This is a genomic window from Acinetobacter sp. YH12156 (assembly GCF_013418235.1).
Lineage (GTDB): Bacteria > Pseudomonadota > Gammaproteobacteria > Pseudomonadales > Moraxellaceae > Acinetobacter > Acinetobacter pseudolwoffii.
The window spans coordinates 20,567-42,744 of the sequence record NZ_VPCL01000002.1 but is presented as its reverse complement, the minus strand read 5'-3'; the positions used below and the strand labels follow the sequence as shown (position 1 = coordinate 42,744).

Below are 22,178 nucleotides of genomic sequence, written 5' to 3'. Positions count from 1 at the left end.
TAAGCTAAAAAATGCACCCGTGGGTGCATTTTTTCTTTGCGATTTGTAGACTTAACGGCTCGAAAGCTGCTGCTGGTCATCTTCATAGACTGGCGTATGTTCGATACAACGGCGTTTTGCCAAGGCACGCTCTGCACGACGGTCTTCACGCAATAATAAGAAAGTGACCACCATCATGACTGCTGTCAATGCACTCAGATAACTATAGGTCATTGGCAGATCAAACCAGGCTTGTGTGCCTACACGAATCATCTCAATCAAGCCCCAGACCAACATCCCGGCTGCCATAAAACTCAACCAGCGACGATAAGGCGAGAAGAACACAGCAACTACAGCTGCAGCGACTAAACTGAAGCCCACGATCGTTGCTAAATTCGCTGTTACCATATAAACCCCTCCATCCAAATAGATAGTTTGCCTGTTTGATATTGCAACGGTTCTATCTATTGAATTTCGTTCAATCAATAAAATGGAATCTGTTGATTTGTATCTCTATGCCTGCATTATGCTGAGTTTTTTGCATAAAAAAAGTCCTGTGATCTGGTCTCACGACATACTTTGTCGCGATACTATATTGTCATTACATTTTTTGCTTTTGGCATTTTTGTGGATCAATGACTGTGTCAATGTTGGCGTGTCATTACAAAATTATCAGGGCTGTTATTGACTGAAAAAATTATTTTTCCGTTTAAGATGATCGATGTTTTTATAGTCAATCTTCTCTGCTGGCTTGGTCACCTTAGTACAAAGGCAATCAAAAAACGCGACCCTGAGGTCGCGTTTATTCTATCAAAAAGAGTGTTTATGCCTGATTCAGGTCTTTATCGTGTACCCCGAGCAGATACAGTACCCCGTCCAGTCCCACACTGGAAATCGCCTGAGTGGCATTTTGACGCACCAGTGGCTTGGCACGGAAAGCCACACCGAGTCCTGCAATCGATAACATTGGCAAGTCATTGGCACCATCACCGACTGCAATGGTCTGTTCCAGGGAAATTCCCATCTCTTTGGCAATTTCGCCAAGCAATAAAGCTTTACGCGCGCCATCAACAATATGACCTTTGACTTCACCCGTGACTACACCATCCTGAACATCAAGCGCATTGGCATGTACTTCATCAATATCCAGTTTGCCTTGCAGATATTCGGCAAAGTACTGAAAACCACCCGACAGAATTGCAGTACGGTAACCCAATGCTTTTAAAGTCGAAATCAGGCGTTCAGCACCCTCGGTAATGGTCAGGCGCTCGGCAATTTTCGGCAGTACCGATGCATCCATGCCTTTCAATAAAGCCACACGGGCACGGAAACTGGCCTGAAAATCAAGTTCACCTTGCATGGCGCGTTCGGTGATTTCAGCAACCTGCGCACCGACCCCTGCTTCAATCGCCAGTTCATCAATCACTTCCTGTTCGATCAGGGTCGAGTCCATATCAAAACAGACCAGACGGCGGTTACGGCGATAGGCATTGTCTTCCTGAACCGCAACATCGACATTCAGTTCACTGGACAAACGCAAACAGGCAGCACGCATGGCTGCGGCATCCAGCATTTGTCCTTTTAAACCAAATTCGATACAGGCACGTTTCGGACCGGTACTGCTGCCATCCAGGGCCGGACGGCCAGACAGACGGGTTACGGTTTCAATATTAAAACCCTGAGTCGAGACAATCTGGGTCACGGCCTGCAAATGAGAGGCATTTAATTCAGGGGCCAATGCCGTTACGATATAACGTGTGCGCCCACCCTCTTTGACCCACTGATCATATTCAGTCGCAGAGATCGGTTTAAAGCGCACAGTTAACCCGATATCATGTGCTAGAATCAGGATTTCCTTCATGGCTAATGCTGTCGCCGTCTGGTCATCAGACGCTACAACAATACCTAAGGTTAACTGATTATGAATAACCGCTTGCCCCACATCTAAAATCTGTAGGGAATGGGCGGACAAAACCTGCATTAATCGTGTAAATTGATTAGGCTGGTCAGGTCCTAAAAATGATATAAGAATGATTTCTCGCATGAATTGACTCGGGTCTGAGCTACAACTATTGTTAGAATCATAATCGAAATTGAACAGAATTGCCTTGGAAGTTTACGTTGAATGCGCCTAGACAAGGGCTATTTGCTAGCCTATTGATTGTAAGTTTTGCTCTGCATACCTTTTTACTGGTATTGGCAACCACTCACCAACTGAATGAAAACCGCACCAGTCAGGGGCAGCTGATCACCAGTCAACTGGTGACAGACAGCCTGTCCGAGCTGGAACCCGCCAATCGTGTTTCTCTGGCTTTGCTGGCAAATCGTTATGCGACCAACCCGAGTGTGGCTTCGATTCGAATTCTGGATGCGAAAGGTCAGGTTTTAGCCACCGGTGGACTGACCAAAACTCGTGATGGTGAAGTTTTTGTCCGTGATGCACTGCAAAACGAGAAAAAAGTCGGTCTGATTGAAATCACCCTGATTGAGCCAAGTATGGGTGAAATTCTGCGGACGCAATGGCTGGCGATTCTGTTCTCTTTCATTATTCATACTTTGATTTGGGTGGCGTACCGCGCGATCGCGCGTCCTAGCCGAACCGAATATCTGGCACGCATTAACAATGAATCCCGTTTAAAATTCGAGATTCAGACCCTGACCCAAGCTCTGGAACAGGAAAAGCACAATGCTGCGCTGGCCATTGCCCAAGCCCAGCAGGCAGTAAAAAATAAAGCCAAAGAAAAAGAACATAAGCCAGCTGTACTGGAAAGCGATAGCCTGAGCTTGAATATCCAGTTCTATGATCCAAAACAGTTACTCGATAGCGTGAATAAAACCGTATCGGTGCCTTATTTCAACCTGTGTCAGATTTTCCTGAATAAAGCCACTGAACTCTGTGTGCAGCGCTACAAACTGAATGGCAGTGATATTAGTACTGTGCATAAATTTGATGAAAAAGGTGCCACTATCAGCATTGCGGCAGACAAGCCAAATGCCTTGGCCTGCCTGACCATGATCAGTGCGGTATTCCAGTTACTCTCGGAAGTACTGTATAAACGCTATCGTGAAGAAAAACGTTTTGTACTACAAACCCGTAGTGCAATTGCGTCTAAAGTCGAGGAGATGCAGCTCAGCTCGGTGCAGGCCTCTGAGCGTCTTAGCCAGCACCTGGTCGCAAAAGAAAGTGCCTTACATGTCCCGAATAGCTTGCTAAAAGATGTGAGCGAACATTTCCAGCTAGTGAGCATGCCGAATCCAACCAATGTCCTGACCCGTCATGCCTTTGTAGTGAATGGCATGGATGCAGAAACGGCTGAACTGGCACAGACTTTTAGAACCGAGATTTTAAAATCCAAACAGTCCAAAGCCTCATAAAGGTTGTACAGTACAAAGCCCGACTTTAAATCGGGCTTTTTTATGCGCAGAATTTTTAAGCTGTTACTCGTCAAGTTCTATTATTCAGCGCCTTGCAGCAATTAAAATCACTGCCGCATTTTAAAACTCTAGCTGTCTGTATCCAGATTTTGCTTTGGCTCTAATGTCGTTACCCTGCTTTTGGCTGCCCAATAGGTGGCCAGAGCTGGCCCTGAAATATTGTGCCATAAGCTAAAGATTGCACTGGGCAAAGCCGTAAGTGGAGAAGCTGCAAAATGGGTCGCAGCCAAAGCCACACCCAGACCCGAATTCTGCATTCCCACCTCAATCGATACCGCACGACAGTCTATTTCCGCCAGCTTAAAGATACGACTGGCCCAATAACCCAGCAAATAACCGAGACCATTATGCAAGGCCACAATCCCCAAGATCAGTAGTCCGGATTGCAGAATCTGAGCTTTGCTGCCGGCAATAATCGCTGCCACAATCGCGACAATGGCAATCACAGAAATCAGCGGCATCACTTGAATATAGGCATTTACTTTTTGCTTGAGCAGACTCCGTACAATCAAGCCCAGAAGAATTGGAAATAGCACCACTTGTAGAATCGACACCAGCATGGATAAGGCATTGATCTCGATCCATTGGCTGGCCAAGAGATAAAAAATCGCAGGGGTCAGAATCGGAGCCAATAAGGTTGAGACGGAAGTACAGGCCACAGACAGAGCAGTATTGCCTTTGGCCATATAGGTAATGATATTGGAGGCAGTACCACCCGGACAGCAACCGACCAGTATCACCCCGATCGCAATTTCCGGCGGCAACTGGAACAATTGACACAAGAGAAAAGCCAGACCCGGCATCACTACAAACTGGGCCACGACCCCAATCCCGACAGCTTTCGGACTTTGTAGCACACTTTTAAAATCGCCTACGGTCATGGTCATGCCCATACCAAACATGATGATGCCCAGCATCCATGGAATATAAGCGCGTAACCAGACAAAGCCCTCGGGCAGCATTAAGGCAATGCCGGAAAACAGCAGCACCCATAAAGCAAAGGTTTTTTGGACAAATTGGCTAAACTGGAGCAAGGCTGACATGGGGTTCATCCAGGGGTACAAAGGCAGAATAATAACAAGATAAAACAGGCATCTCTCAATACCAGAAATCTGAAGATTTAAATGCGCCGAAGATCAAAGAAATATCCGAAGCGCATCATGATAAAATTTTAAACCGGCTGAACGATATCTTTGGTATAGATGCGTTTTACTCCATGCGCCAGCATATCTTGCCAGGCATGTTGCAAGGAACCATTCAGATCAATGCCCTTGCTGGCATCGGCAATGACATAGGTCTTAAAGCCCAGTTTGCAGGCATCGATGGCGGTCCAAGCCACACAGAAATCAGTAGCAATCCCAACCACAAATACCGTATCAATACCACGTTCACGCAGATAACCGGCCAAACCGGTTGTGGTTTTCTGATCTGCTTCCATAAAGGCGGAATAACTGTCAATCCGGGAATCAAAACCCTTACGGATAATCAGTTGCGCTTGCGGTAAATTTAAATCCGGATGCAACTCGGCATCTACTGTCCCCTGCACACAATGCTTTGGCCATAAAACCTGAGTGCCATAATCCAGCTGAATGCTGTCATAAGCCGCTTTAGCGGGGTGATTGTCTGCAAAAGAAATATGGTTTTCTGGATGCCAGTCCTGCGTCAGGATAATATTTTGAAAATACTGCCCCAATAAATTGATATTGGGGATAATCTGGTCAGCATTGGCCACTGCCAGATTACCCCCTGGGGTAAATCCTCTTTGTACATCTACGACCAGCAATGCGATATTATTTTGCATCTGTTTTCATCCATTGAAATCTCGATTTATGTCCAAGCATAGCGCAAATTGTTATCGGATTTTTAGAGCGGCTGCTAAAAACCCTGTGACTGCATATTCTGATTCTGCCTGTTTTTAACCGCACTGCGGATCTGATTCCTTGAATTTTAAACACAAAAAAGCCTGCAAAAGCAGGCTTTTTCAAATCTTGGCCTATTACACTTTGGTACGGTTCACCAGGAATAGCATACACAGTGCAGAGATGATGATACATGGGATTGCGGCTGTAATTACCCCTGCGGCACCAAAACCTGCCACCAGGAGCTGACCTGCGATGACTGGGCCTAGCATGGCACCAATACGACCGACTGCAGAAGCTACACCGACACCGGTACCGCGCACTTCTGTTGGATACACGATACTACCGAAGGCATAAAGTACACCCTGACAGCCAATTACGAAGGCACCTGCCAATGCTGCTGCCATATACATCTGGTTCAGTGAGCTTGCACCATTTAGTGCCAATAGACCTGCAAGAATACCGCCGTACATCAACAGGATCACATACGCTTTTTTCCAGCGATCGGTCAGCATACCCAGGATAATTGTACCAATCGTCGCCGTGACCATGAAGTAGAACTGTGCGGTTGAACCATCCTTACGGCTAAAGCCAAGTTCCATAAACAATGAGGGTAACCAGCTCAACATGATGTAAACCACCATCAGCGTAAAGAAGTAGCTGATCCAGATGCACATGGTACGTAACAGGTTGTCCGAATTAAACAGGTCCTTAAATGAACCTTGTGGTGCAACGGCAAGTTCTGCTGCAGTTTTGTTCTGTGTTTTCAGATATTCCTTCGATTCAGGCAAAAATAGCATCATCAATGGAATTGCAAAAATCGGTAACAAGCCGCCCAGATAGAAAACATTTTTCCAGTTGGCACCAAATTCAGTCGCAGCAATTAAAGATAAAATCGCAGCACCCACAGGCATACCGCAATACATCAAGCCGACTGCACGACCACGATTTTGCGGCGATACCGCTTCAGAAGCGAGTGTGATGAGAATCGGCATCGCACCGCCCAGACCTGCTCCGGCCAGAAAACGTACTGCCAGCAGACTGTTAAAGCTATTGACCCAAACTGTACATAAAGTGAATATGGCAAATGTTGCTGTCGACCAGATCAACACTTTCTTACGGCCGATACGGTCTGCAAATCGACCGCCGATCAGTGCACCGGGTAATAAACCCAGAATCCCTGCACTAAAAAACACACCCAACTGGGAACTATCGAGACCGAAGTGTTCACGCACACCGGCTGCAGCAATACCAGCAGCCTGAATATCCAAGCCTTCAATCACCGCTATCAGAAAACAGATGGCGACCGTGACGATAGCATGCTTATTGTCTGATTTTTCCATTGGATTATCCTTGTTCAATCAGCGTTACAAAAGAAAGACCATCATCTATGAGCCTGAGCGCAGAAATAACTATCAATAAGTTGAACGTTTTACTTGGATATCCCCACAGCAGCTGAAGCAGCTCCATGCAATAGACCTTGAGATAAAGTCGCAAAAGCAATTAATCAAAAAGTTTTAAAATTCACAATTTATGCTTTAAGACTTATACATCAAGTTAAAAAACCAACCGATTAGAAAAATATTATGCAATTCATTGATATTAAAAAAAGATTAATAGATTCAATTTTTCAACCTGTTTACATCAGCTTAGCCCCCAGACAAAGATGTTTTACATATAGGTTCATTCAATAAAAATATTAATTTAGCAGCTAAAAACAACGAAATTCACGACTTGGCCGAGATTTTTACTCAAATCGAGCTAATTTTGCAGACAAAATTCCATAATATCTTGCTGAGCCGGGACTTAAGTCGCAGTTTGACCACAGTATTTCGCCGGATAAATCATCTAATTTATTACTTGATTGTTTTCAAAAGGCTTTGTATAAAGAATTGAGTGGCTTTGACTAAAGCATATTGTTCTTATGCGTTTGATCAGTCATAATTTGCATAAGCAATCTTCAATTCAGCGCAAGTCCATTGAATTTGCTATAAATCAAAATACAAATCCATCCCAATTTATGTTTTCTCATTCCTTTCGGATGGACAAATAGGATAGTTTTTTAAAATGACTCAGCAAGCACAGACCATTCAAGGTTCCATAGTCGCAATCGTCACCCCTATGTTTGAAGATGGCAGCGTAGATTGGAAGGGTCTCGAGAAGCTGGTTGAATGGCATATTGCAGAGGGCACCAACAGTATTGTTGCCGTTGGAACGACAGGCGAAGCCTCGACCCTGAGCATGAGTGAACACACCCAGGTGATCAAAGAAATCATTCGTGTGGCCAACAAACGTATTCCTATTATTGCCGGCACAGGCGCAAACTCGACCCGTGAAGCCATCCAACTTACCCGTGAAGCCAAAGAGCTCGGCGCCGATGCTGCTCTTCTGGTGACGCCTTATTATAACAAACCGACCCAGGAAGGCTTGTACCAGCATTATAAAGCTGTGGCTGAAGCGGTCGATCTTCCGCAGATTCTGTATAATGTCCCTGGCCGTACCGGTGTCGACATGCTGAATGAAACCGTGATTCGTCTGGCCGATATTCCACAAATCGTCGGGATTAAAGATGCGACGGGTGATGTACCGCGTGGTGCTGAACTCTTACAAGGTCTGAAAGACAAAGACATGGTGGTCTACTCAGGTGATGATGCAACGGCATATCAGCTGATGGGTCATGGCGCCAAAGGCAATATCTCGGTCACAGCGAATGTGGCTCCGAAAGCCATGAGTGAAGTGTGTGCCGCTGCCATTACAGGTAATGCTACAGACGCTGAACAGTTAAATGCTCAGGTTGCAAATTTACACAATATTTTATTTTGCGAATCAAACCCAATTCCTGTGAAATGGGCACTCCATGACATGGGCTTAATTGGTACTGGCATTCGCCTTCCATTAACACCACTTGCAGAACAATATCGCGCTCCGCTTCATGAAGCACTGGTCGAAGCGGGCGTTATTAAATAAAAGAGCACAAGATTATGCAATTACGTTTAGGACTTAGCCTTACACTTTCAGTATTCAGTTTGGCAGGTTGTAGTTCAATGGCCTTTAATAACGGCACTTTAGACTATAAAGAAACTACAACTCTGGACGCTTTACAATATCCTGAAGGCGCCATGGTACGTCCTGCAACGCCATTGTATCCTGCTCCAACAGTCGATCCGCTTGCAATTGAAAATGCACCGAAGCTTGAAAACCAGCGTGGCAACCGTTTTGCCTTGCCACGCCCTCAGGCCCAGACTGAGAACACCGCTCAAGCTGAGCTGACTGAAAGCAATGCTGTTGGTAAACCACAGTTGGTCACAGACGGAAATCTTAATCCGCTGCTTAAAATTGACGGAAATTCTGCTACAATTTGGCAATATACGCTTGCCACCCTCAGCAGCCTGAATCATAGCATCGTTGCGCAGAATAAAAACCGTTACGAAGTCACGATTCGGGTCGACCAGCAAACCTATGTATTAAGATTATCTTCTGTCGGTTCAAGTAATAACCTCGCTGTGTTCAATGCCGATAACAGTTTTGCCGACCGTGAAAAAGCCGCAGAACTGCTCAACCAGATTTACCAAAATTGGCCAGCCTAGACATTTCTAGGCATTTTTTTTTGTAAAAGGTTCCCTCATGTTAAAACAAACCTTGCTCTATACTGGTAAAGCGAAATCTGTCTACACCACAGACAGTTCAGACCATCTGATTTTAGTCTTTCGAGATGATGCCTCTGCATTCAATGGCGAAAAAATCGAGCAACTAGATCGTAAAGGCAAGGTGAACAACCGTTTTAACGCCTTCATCATGGAAAAGCTGGCAGAAGCGGGTATTGAAACTCACTTTGAAAAGCTGCTGACTCCAAATGAAGTGCTGGTGAAAAAACTGGATATGATCCCGGTTGAATGTGTGATTCGTAACTATGCAGCAGGTTCTTTATGCCGCCGTTTAGGTGTTGAAGAAGGTAAAGAACTGACTCCATCTACATTCGAATTGTTCTTTAAAGACGATGCGCTTGGCGATCCAATGGTCAATGAATCGCAAGCGATTGCTTTAGGTTGGGCGACTGCTGAGCAACTGGAAAAAATGAAAGAATTGACTTACCAAGTCAATGATGTGCTAAAAGCATTGTTTGATGCCGGCAACATGATTCTGGTCGACTTCAAACTTGAATTCGGTGTATTCCATGACCGTATCGTTTTGGGTGATGAATTCTCTCCAGACGGTTGCCGTCTATGGGACAAAGACACCAAGAAAAAACTGGACAAAGATCGTTTCCGTCAAGGTTTAGGCGGTGTGGTTGAAGCCTATGAAGAAGTTGCGGGCCGTTTAGGTATTAACCTCGACAATATCTAATGGCATAGTCCATTGCTTCAAAAAAACCGAGCTCAACAGCTCGGTTTTTTTATCCCTGATTTTTTGTGGCTGGGCCAGATTGACCTTTTAAGCTTTAATCGAAAAAACAAATATTACAGATGAAAATGATCGTTTTTACATTGGAAAGCCTATGGCTTAATATCATCACATACTAGGAAAATCAGTGAGCTGATTGATTTAACTCAAGGTTTGCCGACCAGATTGATCGGCTACCCTCTAGGATGTTCTCTCCCTTAAAAAACATCCTAATTTCTGCCCAATTCGCCTTGAATTGGGCTTTTTTTTGCTTGAGTTTAATCTATTTGTGTACTGATATTATTGCTGCTGTTGCTGTTGTTGCCAGCGGCGTTGCTGTAAGCGCTCTCCTTCAACTTCACGTTTATTGCGTGCCGACTCATACAGTTTGGTATCTTTCAGTTCTGGCGGCATATAGTCTTGCAGCACAAAATGCTCAGGATAATGATGCGGATACAGATAATCCACCCCGTAGCCCTGTTCTTTCATCAGCTTGGTCGGTGCATTTCTCAAATGCAAAGGCACCGGCAAATTCGAGGTTTTATCTGCAAGCTCCATCGCCTTGTTAATTGCCAGATAGGTGCTGTTACTTTTGGCACTGGTGGCTAAATACACCGCACATTGCCCTAAAATAATCCGGCATTCCGGCATTCCGACGGCCTGCACCGAACGGAAACATTCACCCGCCAGCAATAAGGCATTCGGATTGGAATTACCGATATCTTCAGAAGCTGCAATCAGCATACGGCGGGCAATAAATACCGGATCTTCACCGCCTTTGAGCATGCGTGCCATCCAGTACAGCGCTGCATCGGGATCACTGCCGCGAATTGATTTTATAAAAGCCGAGACCAGATCATAATGCTGTTCACCGGACTTGTCATAACGGGCAATATTTTGCTGTGCCACTTTCACCACCCCTGCATTGGTGATGATATTTTCCATATCCGGTTCAAAAGTACTGGCAATCAGATCAAGTAAATTCAATGCTTTACGGGCATCACCTGCTGCGAACTGCACCAAGGCATCAAATTCTTCAATCAGGATATGTCGTTCCTGCAAAAAACGGTCATTTTGCAAGGCTTGTGTGAGCAGAGTCTGAATCGATTCCGCACTCAACGCATTCAGGCTATACACCTGACAACGTGACAATAAGGCACTATTCACTTCAAAAGACGGGTTTTCGGTAGTGGCACCAATTAAGGTAATTTTCCCTTTTTCGACTGCATTTAACAGTGCATCCTGCTGGGATTTATTAAAGCGGTGAATTTCATCAATAAAGACCACTGGCGTCAGCAGATCACCACCATCGGCAATCACTTCACGCAGCTCTTTCACTCCGGTATTCAGGGCAGACAGACTGATAAAAGGCCGATCTACCGCTTGTGCCAACAGTAAGGCAATGGTGGTTTTTCCAACGCCGGGTGGTCCCCAGAAAATAATCGACGGTAGATGACCCTGATCAATCATCTGGCGTAAGGGCGCCTGTTCCCCCAGCAAATGTTCCTGCCCGATAATCTCTGCAAGGTCACGTGGTCTTAAGCGTTCTGGAAGCGGGATATGACTATCTGACATGTTATTATTGGCTCAAACTAAATTCTGATCTCATTCTAACACCAGCAGTTTTGATTCCAAGATTGCAAACATAAAGCATAAAAAATTAATTTATGTAGAAATCCTCTATTTTTTTAATTCTGAATGAATTAATCTTCATAAAAGCAAGTAATTTGAACATGATTAATTGTGAATTAATTACAGTGTAATTTTCATATTGTTTATTCTAATTAAAAGAAACTTATGTCGCCCTTTGGGTATTTTTTGGGTTGTATTGGTGAATGCATGAAGCATGATAAATTTGAACAGGGAGCTGTGAGCCAGTCGGAACCTCTGCTGGCAACATCACTGAGTTCAACCCCTGTTCATCTGTCTGAATTAATTCAGCTTCAAAAACTGATTGATGCCTTACCCCAACCTCTCTGGGTCAGTAGCAAAACACATCTGCACTATTTTAACGCCGCCATGACCGATTATCTTGGTGTGAACCTGAATGAACCGGGCAATATATCGTGGCAGAGTTTCATTCATACCGAGGACTTACAGCTGTTTTCGAAGCTGTGGCATGCGGCACTGGATCAGCATCAGAATTTTGAAACCCAATGCCGGATTAAACGCAGCGATACACATTATCGCATGTGTACGCTGGCGGTAAAATTTCATCATGAACCTGAACATCTGTTGCAGTGGGCGGTTTCACTGACCGATGTGCATGATTATTTTGAAATCCAGCAACAACTGTCCCAAATCGTTTCAACCCAGGAAAATATGCTGGATGCCAGCGCAGACTGCATCCATATTATCAGTCCTGAAGGTCAAATTCGGCATAGTAACCAGTGCTGTGGCCTGATTGCGGAAACCGAAACCGTCGCGCAGGCTCAGGAAAGCTCATTGTCCTGGTTGAACCGTTTAGCACCTGAAGCCCGAAAATCCGGACAACGCGCACTGAAACAGGCAGCCCTAGGCTTAAATAGCCGTTTTTCTAGTAAAACTCAGAGCAAAGACCAGCCGATCCAATATTGGGATCATCTGCTGACCCCAATTCTGGATCAGCACAATATTACCCAAAGCATCCTCTGTGTCTCACGCAATATCAGTCAGCAAAAAATTGCAGAAACCCGCTTAAAAGAAGCCATTAAACGAGATGAACTGACTGGTCTGTATAATCGCAGTACCTTCTATAAAACCTTTAAACAGGTGCTATTGAAAGCGCAACAACAGCAGACCAAGGCGGGTCTACTGCTGATTGATCTGGATTATTTCCGGCACATCAATGACACCCTAGGTCATATTGCTGGCGATCATCTACTCCATGTTCTGGGTCAGCGTTTCCAGGCCTGTTTCGGCCCGAATACCATTGTGGCCCGTTTGGGTGGAGATGAATTTGCGGTTCTGGTGAAAAATCTGGAAAGTGAAGAACAGCTGCTGGCCACGGCACAACTGGCCTATAGCCAGCTGGATCAACCGATCAATTATATTGGCGACAGTATCAGCAGTGCCATGAGTATTGGCTGTGCTATCTATCCACGTGATGCATTAAATACTTCGAACCTGTTGAAATGTGCCGATATTGCTCTAAATGATCTGAAAAATAGTGGTCGTGGCGGCATCCGCATGTTTAATCAGGACATGTGTGGTTCGCTGGAAAATATGACCAAGCAGCTGACTTTGGCCCGCAAGATTATTCTGGCCGATCAGATCATTCCCTACTATCAACCCAAAGTCCGTCTGTCTGATGGTGTGGTGATTGGTTTTGAAGCACTGTTACGCTGGCAAGATCAGGATCAGCAGGTGCAACTGCCTTCCGAGATTTTTGGTGCCTTTCAGGACTATGAGCTGGCCTCACGTATCAGTGAAACCATGCAACTGAAAGTCTTTGCCGATATGAGTCGCTGGCAGGCCCAAGGACTGGATCTGTTGCCGATTTCAATCAATGCCGCACCGGTTGAATTTTTGCGCGATGACTATGCTGAAAAAATGTTGGCCCGCCTGTCCAATTTTGATATTCCTGCGCATAAGGTGGAACTGGAAATTACCGAACAGAGTCTGTCCGAGCATGGTGCCAATTATGTGATCCGGGCCCTGAACCTGCTGAAACAGGCCGGAATCCAGATCTCACTGGATGATTTCGGCACCGGACATTCTTCACTAACCCGTTTACAAGACTATCCGGTGGATTGCATCAAAATTGACCGCAACTTCGTCGAGCGTATGAACAGTGACCCGTCCGCCTTGGCGATTGTCAAAGCCATTACCCAGATTGGTTCCAGTATTGCTTTGGATGTTCTGGTCGAAGGCATCGAAAATACCGAACAACTCGATACCCTGATCCATTGTGACTGTCAGATTGGACAAGGCTTTTATTTCTATCGTCCGATGGCCAGTGCTTCGGCTCAGGCCCTACTGCAGCCGGCAAATCAATAGCTACTTATCGCGGCAAATTAACGCACCCAACGCACGATATAGTCTTCGATCTCGTCTTCAGGAATGTCGGCTTCACTCAGGCAGCGCCCTGCTGCCGACTTGCGTGCCTGAATCACACTTTCCCGTGAACCGCTGATCAGATAATGCCAGGATGGCAGGCTTTTGCCCTGCTCGACCCGGCGATAAGCACAGCTTGAAGGCAACCAGTGAATCGTTTCCAATTTTTCTGGCGTGAGCTGAATACAGTCTGGCACATAGTGCAAACGCTCTGGATAATTGGAGCAACGCGCAGTCGTACAATCCAGCAGTTTGCAGGCCACTTTGGTATAAGCGACTTCCTGGGTATCTTCATCTTCCAGTTTAATCAGGCAACAGAGTCCGCAACCATCACACAAGGCTTCCCACTCGGCTTGCGTGAGTTCGGCAAGGCCATAGTTTTTCCAAAATTCGGGACGTAAAGTATCGGTCATGATCAGGTCGGCGCACTCAAAAATCAGCTGATTATAGCAGCCCAAACTGCGCAGACCTACCGCTCAAATTCTTATTACCATCACGTAAACTATTGTTAAATCATAGACAGTTCGTCAACAAAACACTAACAGTCGCTGGAATCGTTTATTTCTATACTAAATTTGAAAATAAAAACACATGGAGAATATATATGTTTCGCTGGGCTATTATTTTTGCTGTTATTGCATTAATTGCGAGTCTACTTGGTTTCGGTGGAGTAGCAGGCTTATCTAAGGATTTTGCAATTATCTTGTTAGTAATTGCGGTGATTCTTGCGATCGTTGGATTTCTTTCCCGCGGTAAGGTCTAGATTCAGTTTAGATTGAGTCGAAGCAAGTATGATCCTTCGAAAAAAACAAGAGCCTTCTGGCTCTTGTTTTTTTATGGCTTTATTAAGCGAATATCAAGTTCAATATTCACTTAAGGTTTTAAATGATGCGGTCTAAAACCTGCCACCAGCAAGGCCGCCAGATAGGCCACCACACCAATGACACACAAGATGAGTACTTCTGCGACACGCATCCATTGCGACACATCGGCATTATACCAACTTAAGGCATAAGCCAAAGCTGCGATCATCACCACATTGGCAAACATGAATTGCAGGAAGATTTTTTTCCAGTGCGGGCCAAAGCGGAAAATATGACGCTTATGCAGATAGTAATAAAGCAGGCCGGCATTCACCATGGCTGAACCGGTCGATGCCAGTGCCAGTGCCATATGTTCTGCTTCCCAGTCAATCAACTTGAAGATACCGATAAAAATCACGTTCAGGATTGCATTGGCAGCCACAGCCATCAGACCGACACGCACCGGTGTTTTGGTATCCTGCTGTGCATAGAAACCCGGGGCAAAGACTTTAATCAACATAAAGGCAATCACACCACCGCTCATACATTGCAGCGCCAGAGCCGTCATTTGGGTATCTTCAAAGCTGAACTGACCACGTTCAAACAGGGCCTGAATGATCGGGGTCGACAGCATAAACAAGGCAATACTGGCCGGTAAACCTGCCATTACAATCACTTTAGCGGCCCAGTCCATCATGCCGCGGAATTTTTCCGGATTCTGCTCGGTATGTCGTGCCGATAAAGATGGCAAAATGACAGTACCAATCGCTACACCAATCAGGCCAAGCGGCAACTCGGTCATGCGCTCAGCACTATACAGCCAGGACACCGAACCATCCTGCATAAATGAAGCCCAGATGGTATTCAGCAGCAGGTTAATTTGCGTGACGGATACACCAAATAAAGCCGGCAGCATCAACTTCATGATGCGATCCACGCCTTCATGCTTGAAGTCAATTTTAGGTGGGATCAGCAGGTTTTTACGCCACAGTTCAGGAATCTGAATCGCCAGCTGTAAAATACCGGCAATGATGACTGCCCAGCCCAGTGCCATAATCGGCTCTGCCATATGCGGAGTCAGCCAGAGCGCACCAGCAATCATGGCAACATTGAGCAAGACCGGTGCAAAGGCCGGTGTACTAAAAGAGCCATAACTGTTCAGAATACTGCTGGCAAAAGCCGTCAGTGACATGAACAGTAAATAAGGAATGGTCAGGCGGAACATGTCAGTCGCCAAGGCGAATTTCTCAGGATCGCTATGGAAACCGGGCGCATAGATATACATGATCAACGGTGCAGCAATCACTGCGAACATGGTCAGCAGACTCATTACCGTTGCCAGACAGCCAAAGACCCGGCTAATCAGAATCTGCACTTCGGCATGGGTACGACTGGTTTTGTATTCGGTCAAAACCGGAATAAAGGCCTGTGAGAATGCCCCTTCGGCAAATAATCGCCTGAAAAAGTTTGGAATACGAAATGCGACCACGAAGGTATCGAAGTCCTTACCCGCACCAAAGACATTCAGTAAAACAATATCTCGAACCAATCCCAGTACACGTGACAACATGGTCATCGCACTGACAATGACGGTCGAACGCCAAAGCGCCATCCTATTCACCTAATGTATAAATTTGTGGCTATTGTAATGAAACCTCTGTCAGAAGTTCATTGCTTAATTGCATCCCTCAAGCGAGGTTGAGGTATTTTTATAATGCTGTAACTGGCAACGAAAATCAGCCCAGTTAAAATACGGTCCCGGATCGGTCTTACGGCCCGGGGCAATATCCGAATGTCCGGCAATATGCTGCTGAATTTTAGGATAATAATCTTGCAAACAGGCAGTGACTTTGATCAAGGCTGCATACTGTACCGGTTCAAAAGGCAAGTCGTCACTGCCTTCCAGCTCGATGCCAATCGAATAATCATTACATTCTTTTTTACCCAAATAGGTCGAACGTCCAGCATGCCAGGCACGGTCATTAAAATTGACGAATTGCAGTACCTCACCAGAACGTAAAATCAGCAGATGGGTCGAAACCTGCATCCCTTCAATGCTTTGAAAATAGGGATGGACTGACCAATCAAGTTGATTCTGAAAAAACTGTTCAATATAACCGCCGCCAAACTGTGAGGGTGGCAGACTGATGTTATGCACCACAATGAGCTGAATCTCGGTATTGTCCGGACGCTGGTTAAAATTGGGAGAGGGAATGTGACGTGCGCCCATCAGTTGTCCATTCTTAACCTGAAACTCGGCTGCCTGTTGCATAAAACCATTCTCTCCAAAAATAAAATCTGCACGATCAGGGTTGCAGCCGGCTTCATGCTAAAACTTTCAGGCACAAATCTCAATTCATCCCGGCAGACTGTAGGAAAAATCGCTCATTTTTTATGTAACAGTGCTAAGATAATGCGCAATTTTCACGGCTTAAAAGATACGGAAATACTCATGCGCATATCTCAAGCGTTGCTAGACCAGTCGATTCAGATCAATATCCAACAGGCACTTTCAGAAGATATTGGTGACGGTGATATTACTGCCCTGCTGACCCCTGAAGATGAACAGGCCACTGCCACGATCATCAGCCGTGAAGATATGGTACTGGCCGGGCAACCTTGGGTGAATGCCTTGATTCAGGCTTATGATCCAAGTGTTGAAGTGATCTGGCTAAAAAATGAGGGTGATCGGGTTCAAGCCAATGAAACTTTCCTGAAACTGGCCGGTTCTGCACGCAGTTTATTGACTGTGGAACGTCCTGCGCTGAATTTTGTCCAGACACTGTCTGCCGTTGCGACGAAAACAGCGCATTATGTCAAACAATTGGATGGCTTAAATACCAAGCTGCTGGATACCCGTAAAACCCTTCCTGGCCTGCGTATTGCACAAAAATATGCCGTTGCCATTGGTGGTGGGCAGAATCATCGTCTGGGTTTATTCGATGCCTTTTTGATTAAAGAAAATCATATTATGGCCGCTGGCGGAATTGTTCAGGCGATTGCCAAGGCACACCAGATTGCGCCAGGCAAACCGGTCGAAGTGGAAGTCGAAACCTGGGATGAACTGAATCAGGCCTTAGAGGCCAATGCGGATATCGTGATGCTGGATAATTTCAGCCAGCAGCAAATGATTGAGGCAGTACAGCATGTGGCCGGCCGCTGCAAACTGGAAGCATCTGGCAATATCACCATTGATAATTTACGTGAAGTTGCCAGTAGCGGTGTCGATTATATTTCGATGGGTGTCTTGACCAAAGATGTCAAAGCTGTGGATTTATCGATGCGATTTAATGCTGAAGCCTAAATTCGATAGATGACTATTGAGGGTGCGAAGCACCCTTTTTTTATTTTTGGAATTTTTTTGCATATATTTTGTTCAATTCTCTATTTTAAGTCTTAATCATCATCATCGCGGTCACCTCGGCGATCGCGGTCATCATCGTCACCATCACGGTCGTTATATCTTCCGTTATCCTCCTCACGATCCTGATTTAACACTGAACGCTCGTCATCCTCCCGCTGATTGCCCCAGTCACAGGCGCTTAGTCCAAACATGCCCAGCAAAGACATTGCACAAATCCACTGTTTCATCTCGCATTCCTCATGGTGATATCGTTTGAATATCGGGGTAAAATAGCTCTGGATCTAGCCGATTCATGTCGGAATTTTGTCAGGAAGTTTTGTGCTGCATTTTCAATGGGCTATATTCTGAAATTTCCGGCATAAAAAAACGCATCCGGAGATGCGTTTTATATTTGGCAGTAATGAATTACCAGCCCAAAGCTTGTTGCTGTTTTTTTACCAGCTCCTGAATGCCTTTCTCGGCCATTTCCAGCATGGCATCCGATTGGGCACGGGTAAATGGTTTGTCTTCCGCAGTGCCCTGAATTTCAATAAATTCACCGGCCTGTGTCATCACCACGTTCAAATCGGTTTGACAGTTCGAATCTTCTTCATAGCAAAGATCCAGTAATACTTCATCTTTGAAAATACCAACAGAAACCGCAGCCACCAGACCTTTTAATGGATCATGTTTGATTTTCTTTCTTTCCAGCAAAACATTCATGGCATCGACCAGCGCCACCGCAGCACCGGTAATCGCTGCAGTACGGGTACCGCCATCAGCCTGAATCACATCACAGTCAATGGTAATGGTATTTTCACCCAGCTTTTTCAGGTCAACCATTGAGCGCAAGCTACGACCGATCAGACGCTGGATTTCCTGGGTACGGCCACTCTGTTTGCCACGTGCCGCTTCGCGGTCGCTACGGGTATGGGTTGAACGTGGCAACATGCCATATTCAGCCGTCACCCAGCCCTGGCCCTGACCTTTCAGGAAACGTGGAACAGAACTCTCTACACTGGCAGTGCACAGTACTTTGGTATGACCAAACTCAACCAATACCGAGCCTTCCGCATAACGTGTATAGTTACGGGTAATTTTCACTTCACGTAATTGATCTAATGCTCGTTGGTCGATACGCATGATAAGTCCTGTATAGGCTAAAAATAATTGCGGCTCAGTATAACAGAAGCCTTTGCCAAGATTGGTCAGCCGGATGATTGATTTACAAAATCGATGCATCAGAGTGCGGTTAAATATCGAAATTCTGCCGACCTGTGGCGCTACGATTTGCCTTAATTTTTGCTAGACTAAATCTCCCCTTGAGGAAACCCATTTATGTCCTTACGTGAAGATCGCAAGCAGCAAAGCCATCAGGCGCTACTGGATGCCACACTGGCCTTGAGCAGTCAGGGTCGCGCTTTTAGCACCATCAGTCTGCGTGAAGTCGCGCATGCCGTTGGACTGGTGCCCACGGCATTTTATCGGCATTTTCAGGATATGGAGCAGTTGGGACTAGAGCTGCTGGATCAGGTCGCGATTCATCTCAAGGGAGTGCTGAATCAACTGGGACAGGCCTATCTGTATCAGCCCAACACCCGGACTAAAACCGGAATTGAGCTATTTTTTCAGGCAGTCGAATATCACCCTGAACCCTGGATTTTTTTTGTTGCAGAACGCTGGGGGGGCTCGGCAATGTTACGTGCAGGAATAGAACGGGAAATTCGTTTTTTGACTGAAGATGTCATGCATGAACTGGAAAAAATGCAAGCCGCCCAACATATCCAGTCTTCGCAAGATTTGCAGGCACTGGCACAGATGCTGATTGATCTGTCGCTGAACTGGGCCATGGGCTGGATTCATCTGCAACATCAGGCTGATCCAGAGCTACGCCGCACCCAATCCAATGTCTTTAAAACCCAAAGCGTGCTACAGATGCAGCTTTTATTGCGAGGGATTTTGCACTGGCATCGAATTCCGACAAAAACAGCAGATCCGTCAATCAATACAGAAACAAGTACTCCCCCCATCTGAATAAAAAAACCTGCATTATTGATGCAGGTTTTTTACGGATACTCGGTTATTTCTTATTTGGCTTTACGCTCTTTTTCAATCAGGTAATTCACCACCTGAATTACTTTGGCATCATTGCCCTGCACAATATATTTACCATTGACAGTCACCGCCGGTACGCCGCTTAACTGATATTGAGCAGCCAGATTTTTGGCCTGCGCAATTTTTGATGAAATCGGGAATGATTTATAAGTTGTGTTAAATTTCGCTTCAGAAATACCATAACGGGTATAGAACTTGGCCAGTTGTGCCTGTTCCAAAATTGGACGCTGCTTGTCATGAATATCATGGAATAACTGCAAATGGGCTTTTTGGCGCACACCCAAGGCTTCAGACACATAATAAGCACGTGCCGCCTGTTCCCAGAGTGGATTCATCGCAGCAGGTGTACGTACAAAACGAACATCTTTAGGTAATTTTTTCAACCAGCCCTGCATATGTGGTTCCAGCATGAAACAGTGACCACAGCCATACCAGAAGAATTCACGTACTTCAATTTTGCCCGGTTTTTCGACTTTGACTGGTTGTGCGACCACCTGATAGTCCTGACCTGCCACAAAATTGGCCATAGCACTGCCGGAAAAGGCCAAAACAGATGCGGCAACAGCGCCTAAAAGGAATTTTTTCATTGGGATTATCGTCCTCTAAATCATTATGCTTAGTGTATGGGTTCACTATAAATCAATTATGCCGATTTCGTTTTCATTCTGTGAACTTTTTTGCTGCTTTTATCGCTTTTTCTGCCAGAAACGCTACACTAAAGCAGAGGACTGATTTTCAAGGTTTTAAGTCAGTCACTCTGGCCATTCGGCCCCTATGTATTTTTAGATAATCACGACTGATTGAGGTGACACCGATGTCGCAATTGAATGTTGATCCACAAGAAATTGCCAAGTTTGAAGCATTTGCAGCTATATGGTGGGATCAGCATTCCGAGTTCCGCCCCTTGCACATGATTAATCCACTACGTTTAAACTGGATTGATGAACATGCGGGTGGCCTGAGCGGCAAGAAAATCCTCGATGTTGGTTGTGGCGGTGGTATTCTGGCCGAAAGCATGGCGCGTCGCGGTGCCGATGTACTGGGGATTGATATGGGTGCTGCGCCGCTGAATGTGGCGCGGATTCATGCCGAACAGGAAGGCGTGACCAATATCGAATATCGTCAGATCCCGGTTGAACAACTGGCCGATGAACAGGCTGGCCAATACGACATCGTGACCTGTATGGAAATGCTGGAGCACGTACCCGATCCGGCCTCGATCATTCAGGCCTGTCACAAGCTGGTCAAGCCAGGCGGCCATGTGTTCTTCTCGACCATTAACCGCAATCCAAAATCATATTTATTTGCCATTATTGGTGCAGAATATGTGCTGCGGATGCTGGCCAAAGGCACGCATGATTACAGCAAATTTATCAAGCCCTCCGAGCTGGCGCACGATATTCGCAATGCCGGCTTGAAACTCAAAGACATGACCGGTCTGCACTACAATCCGCTCACCAAACGCTACTGGCTGGCACCAAATGTCGATGTCAACTATATGGTCTATACAGTCAAAGAAAGCCAGAACGAGACCAGCGCATGAAAGCCGTTTTATTTGACCTCGATGGCACCCTGATTGATACCGCGGCCGATTTTATCCGGATTATCCAGCAGATGTGCCGTGAAGAAGGCCGCGCGCTGGTCGAACCCGAACTGATCCGGACTCAGGTCTCCGAAGGCGCACGCGCCATGGTGAAACTGGTCTATCCGGAAATGCAGCTGGAAGATCCGGTATTTCTGCAACATCGTCAGCGCTTTCTGGACAGGTACGGCGCAGATATTGCAGTCGATACCGATCTGTTTGACGGCATGTATCCTTTACTGGAACAACTGGAAGCACAGGATATTCCCTGGGGTATCGTCACCAATAAACCACGCTGGCTCAGTGAGGCTTTACTGAAAGCACTGAATTTAAGTGAACGCTGTGCCGTGCTGGTCTGTCCGGAAGATGTCACCCGAACCAAGCCTGATCCTGAACCGATGTATCTGGCTGCCAAGCAACTGAATCTTGCGGCTGAAGACTGTATTTATATCGGCGATCATCCGCGCGATATTGATGCGGGGCGTCATGCCAAGATGCCAACCGTTCTGGCAGCTTATGGTTATTTACCACTGCAATACAAAGATGACTTAACAGCCTGGCAAGCCGACTATATAGTGGATACTGTTGCAGAATTACATCAGCTGATTCAGACCTTGCTACTCAAACAGCCGACTGCGGTATCTTAA

General features: G+C 45.9%; 22 protein-coding genes. 10 read left to right on the top strand and 12 right to left on the bottom strand.

The genetic code is table 11. The annotated features are described in order from the left end of the window. Positions 1–51 precede the first annotated feature (51 nt). Both aciT and serB read right to left on the bottom strand, forming a co-directional pair. On the bottom strand, positions 52–387 hold the full coding sequence (gene aciT / locus FTU87_RS03180) for a ciprofloxacin tolerance protein AciT (RefSeq protein ID WP_074383829.1): 336 nt from the start codon (positions 385–387) through the stop codon (positions 52–54). A 415-nt stretch (positions 388–802) separates the two neighbouring features. Further along, positions 803–2,023: a phosphoserine phosphatase SerB gene (serB, locus tag FTU87_RS03175; RefSeq protein WP_100534551.1), complete on the bottom strand. Its 1,221-nt coding sequence runs from the start codon at positions 2,021–2,023 to the stop codon at positions 803–805. Positions 2,024–2,100: 77 nt separating this feature from the next. Between serB and FTU87_RS03170 the strand changes: the two genes are divergently transcribed. Continuing rightward, a complete protein-coding gene (locus FTU87_RS03170) occupies positions 2,101–3,354 on the top strand; it encodes a hypothetical protein (RefSeq protein WP_180096674.1) in 1,254 nt (417 codons plus the stop codon). A 128-nt stretch (positions 3,355–3,482) separates the two neighbouring features. Here the strand turns inward: FTU87_RS03170 and FTU87_RS03165 are convergent, their stop codons facing one another. The 3 genes from FTU87_RS03165 to mhpT all read right to left on the bottom strand — a co-directional run bounded on the left by FTU87_RS03165 (position 3,483) and on the right by mhpT (position 6,616). Beyond that, the gene (locus FTU87_RS03165) at positions 3,483–4,457 is read right to left on the bottom strand and encodes a bile acid:sodium symporter family protein (protein ID WP_180096673.1); all 975 of its coding nucleotides are present in this window, start codon (positions 4,455–4,457) and stop codon (positions 3,483–3,485) included. 128 nt (positions 4,458–4,585) lie between these two features. Beyond that, complete coding sequence (gene pncA / locus FTU87_RS03160) at positions 4,586–5,215, bottom strand: bifunctional nicotinamidase/pyrazinamidase (protein WP_005173338.1); 630 nt, start codon at positions 5,213–5,215, stop codon at positions 4,586–4,588. 195 nt (positions 5,216–5,410) lie between these two features. After that, on the bottom strand, positions 5,411–6,616 hold the full coding sequence (gene mhpT, locus FTU87_RS03155; RefSeq protein ID WP_005173339.1) for a 3-(3-hydroxy-phenyl)propionate transporter MhpT: 1,206 nt from the start codon (positions 6,614–6,616) through the stop codon (positions 5,411–5,413). A gap of 724 nt (positions 6,617–7,340) precedes the next feature. On the opposite strand from mhpT, the gene dapA reads away from it, so the two are divergent. From dapA to purC, 3 genes are read left to right on the top strand one after another with little or no spacing between them, the layout of a single operon-like run. Further along, a complete protein-coding gene (dapA, locus tag FTU87_RS03150) occupies positions 7,341–8,240 on the top strand; it encodes a 4-hydroxy-tetrahydrodipicolinate synthase (RefSeq protein WP_005173340.1) in 900 nt (299 codons plus the stop codon). Positions 8,241–8,254: 14 nt separating this feature from the next. Beyond that, positions 8,255–8,860, top strand: a complete 606-nt coding sequence (locus FTU87_RS03145) for a lipoprotein-34 precursor (NlpB) (protein ID WP_100329542.1) — start codon at positions 8,255–8,257, stop codon at positions 8,858–8,860. Between the two features lie 37 nt (positions 8,861–8,897). Further along, the gene (purC, locus tag FTU87_RS03140; protein ID WP_005173343.1) at positions 8,898–9,617 is read left to right on the top strand and encodes a phosphoribosylaminoimidazolesuccinocarboxamide synthase; all 720 of its coding nucleotides are present in this window, start codon (positions 8,898–8,900) and stop codon (positions 9,615–9,617) included. Between the two features lie 336 nt (positions 9,618–9,953). Here the strand turns inward: purC and FTU87_RS03135 are convergent, their stop codons facing one another. Further along, complete coding sequence (locus FTU87_RS03135; protein ID WP_005173345.1) at positions 9,954–11,228, bottom strand: replication-associated recombination protein A; 1,275 nt, start codon at positions 11,226–11,228, stop codon at positions 9,954–9,956. A 264-nt stretch (positions 11,229–11,492) separates the two neighbouring features. On the opposite strand from FTU87_RS03135, the gene FTU87_RS03130 reads away from it, so the two are divergent. Further along, the gene (locus tag FTU87_RS03130; protein WP_180096672.1) at positions 11,493–13,631 is read left to right on the top strand and encodes an EAL domain-containing protein; all 2,139 of its coding nucleotides are present in this window, start codon (positions 11,493–11,495) and stop codon (positions 13,629–13,631) included. A gap of 17 nt (positions 13,632–13,648) precedes the next feature. On the opposite strand, the gene FTU87_RS03125 is transcribed toward FTU87_RS03130, so the two are convergent. After that, on the bottom strand, positions 13,649–14,101 hold the full coding sequence (locus tag FTU87_RS03125; RefSeq protein WP_180096671.1) for a YcgN family cysteine cluster protein: 453 nt from the start codon (positions 14,099–14,101) through the stop codon (positions 13,649–13,651). Between the two features lie 191 nt (positions 14,102–14,292). Here FTU87_RS03125 and FTU87_RS03120 point away from each other — a divergent pair, with 191 nt between their 5' ends. Further along, positions 14,293–14,451, top strand: coding sequence for a DUF1328 domain-containing protein (locus tag FTU87_RS03120; RefSeq protein WP_004647174.1), 159 nt, complete (start codon positions 14,293–14,295; stop codon positions 14,449–14,451). Between the two features lie 110 nt (positions 14,452–14,561). Here FTU87_RS03120 and murJ read toward each other — a convergent pair whose 3' ends face one another. Beyond that, positions 14,562–16,112, bottom strand: coding sequence for a murein biosynthesis integral membrane protein MurJ (gene murJ, locus FTU87_RS03115; protein ID WP_180001045.1), 1,551 nt, complete (start codon positions 16,110–16,112; stop codon positions 14,562–14,564). A 54-nt stretch (positions 16,113–16,166) separates the two neighbouring features. Beyond that, positions 16,167–16,763 carry a 1,6-anhydro-N-acetylmuramyl-L-alanine amidase AmpD gene (ampD, locus tag FTU87_RS03110; RefSeq protein WP_005173355.1) on the bottom strand — a complete coding sequence of 199 codons (597 nt, stop codon included), beginning with the start codon at positions 16,761–16,763 and terminating at the stop codon, positions 16,167–16,169. 180 nt (positions 16,764–16,943) lie between these two features. Here ampD and nadC point away from each other — a divergent pair, with 180 nt between their 5' ends. After that, the gene (nadC, locus tag FTU87_RS03105; RefSeq protein ID WP_005173357.1) at positions 16,944–17,795 is read left to right on the top strand and encodes a carboxylating nicotinate-nucleotide diphosphorylase; all 852 of its coding nucleotides are present in this window, start codon (positions 16,944–16,946) and stop codon (positions 17,793–17,795) included. Positions 17,796–17,887: 92 nt separating this feature from the next. Here nadC and FTU87_RS03100 read toward each other — a convergent pair whose 3' ends face one another. After that, positions 17,888–18,046 (bottom strand): hypothetical protein, encoded by a 159-nt coding sequence (locus FTU87_RS03100; protein ID WP_180096670.1) that lies wholly within the window; start codon positions 18,044–18,046, stop codon positions 17,888–17,890. Positions 18,047–18,260: 214 nt separating this feature from the next. After that, entirely contained in the window at positions 18,261–18,977 is a 717-nt protein-coding gene (rph, locus tag FTU87_RS03095) for a ribonuclease PH (RefSeq protein WP_005173362.1), read from the bottom strand. Positions 18,978–19,172: 195 nt separating this feature from the next. Between rph and FTU87_RS03090 the strand changes: the two genes are divergently transcribed. Next, positions 19,173–19,868, top strand: a complete 696-nt coding sequence (locus tag FTU87_RS03090; protein ID WP_180096669.1) for a TetR family transcriptional regulator — start codon at positions 19,173–19,175, stop codon at positions 19,866–19,868. A gap of 53 nt (positions 19,869–19,921) precedes the next feature. Here FTU87_RS03090 and FTU87_RS03085 read toward each other — a convergent pair whose 3' ends face one another. Next, positions 19,922–20,536 carry a thiol:disulfide interchange protein DsbA/DsbL gene (locus FTU87_RS03085; RefSeq protein WP_005173368.1) on the bottom strand — a complete coding sequence of 205 codons (615 nt, stop codon included), beginning with the start codon at positions 20,534–20,536 and terminating at the stop codon, positions 19,922–19,924. Positions 20,537–20,763: 227 nt separating this feature from the next. On the opposite strand from FTU87_RS03085, the gene ubiG reads away from it, so the two are divergent. Continuing rightward, a complete protein-coding gene (gene ubiG, locus FTU87_RS03080) occupies positions 20,764–21,492 on the top strand; it encodes a bifunctional 2-polyprenyl-6-hydroxyphenol methylase/3-demethylubiquinol 3-O-methyltransferase UbiG (protein WP_180096668.1) in 729 nt (242 codons plus the stop codon). Further along, positions 21,489–22,178: an HAD family hydrolase gene (locus FTU87_RS03075; protein ID WP_159516510.1), complete on the top strand. Its 690-nt coding sequence runs from the start codon at positions 21,489–21,491 to the stop codon at positions 22,176–22,178. Before ubiG ends, FTU87_RS03075 begins: the two co-directional genes overlap by 4 nt.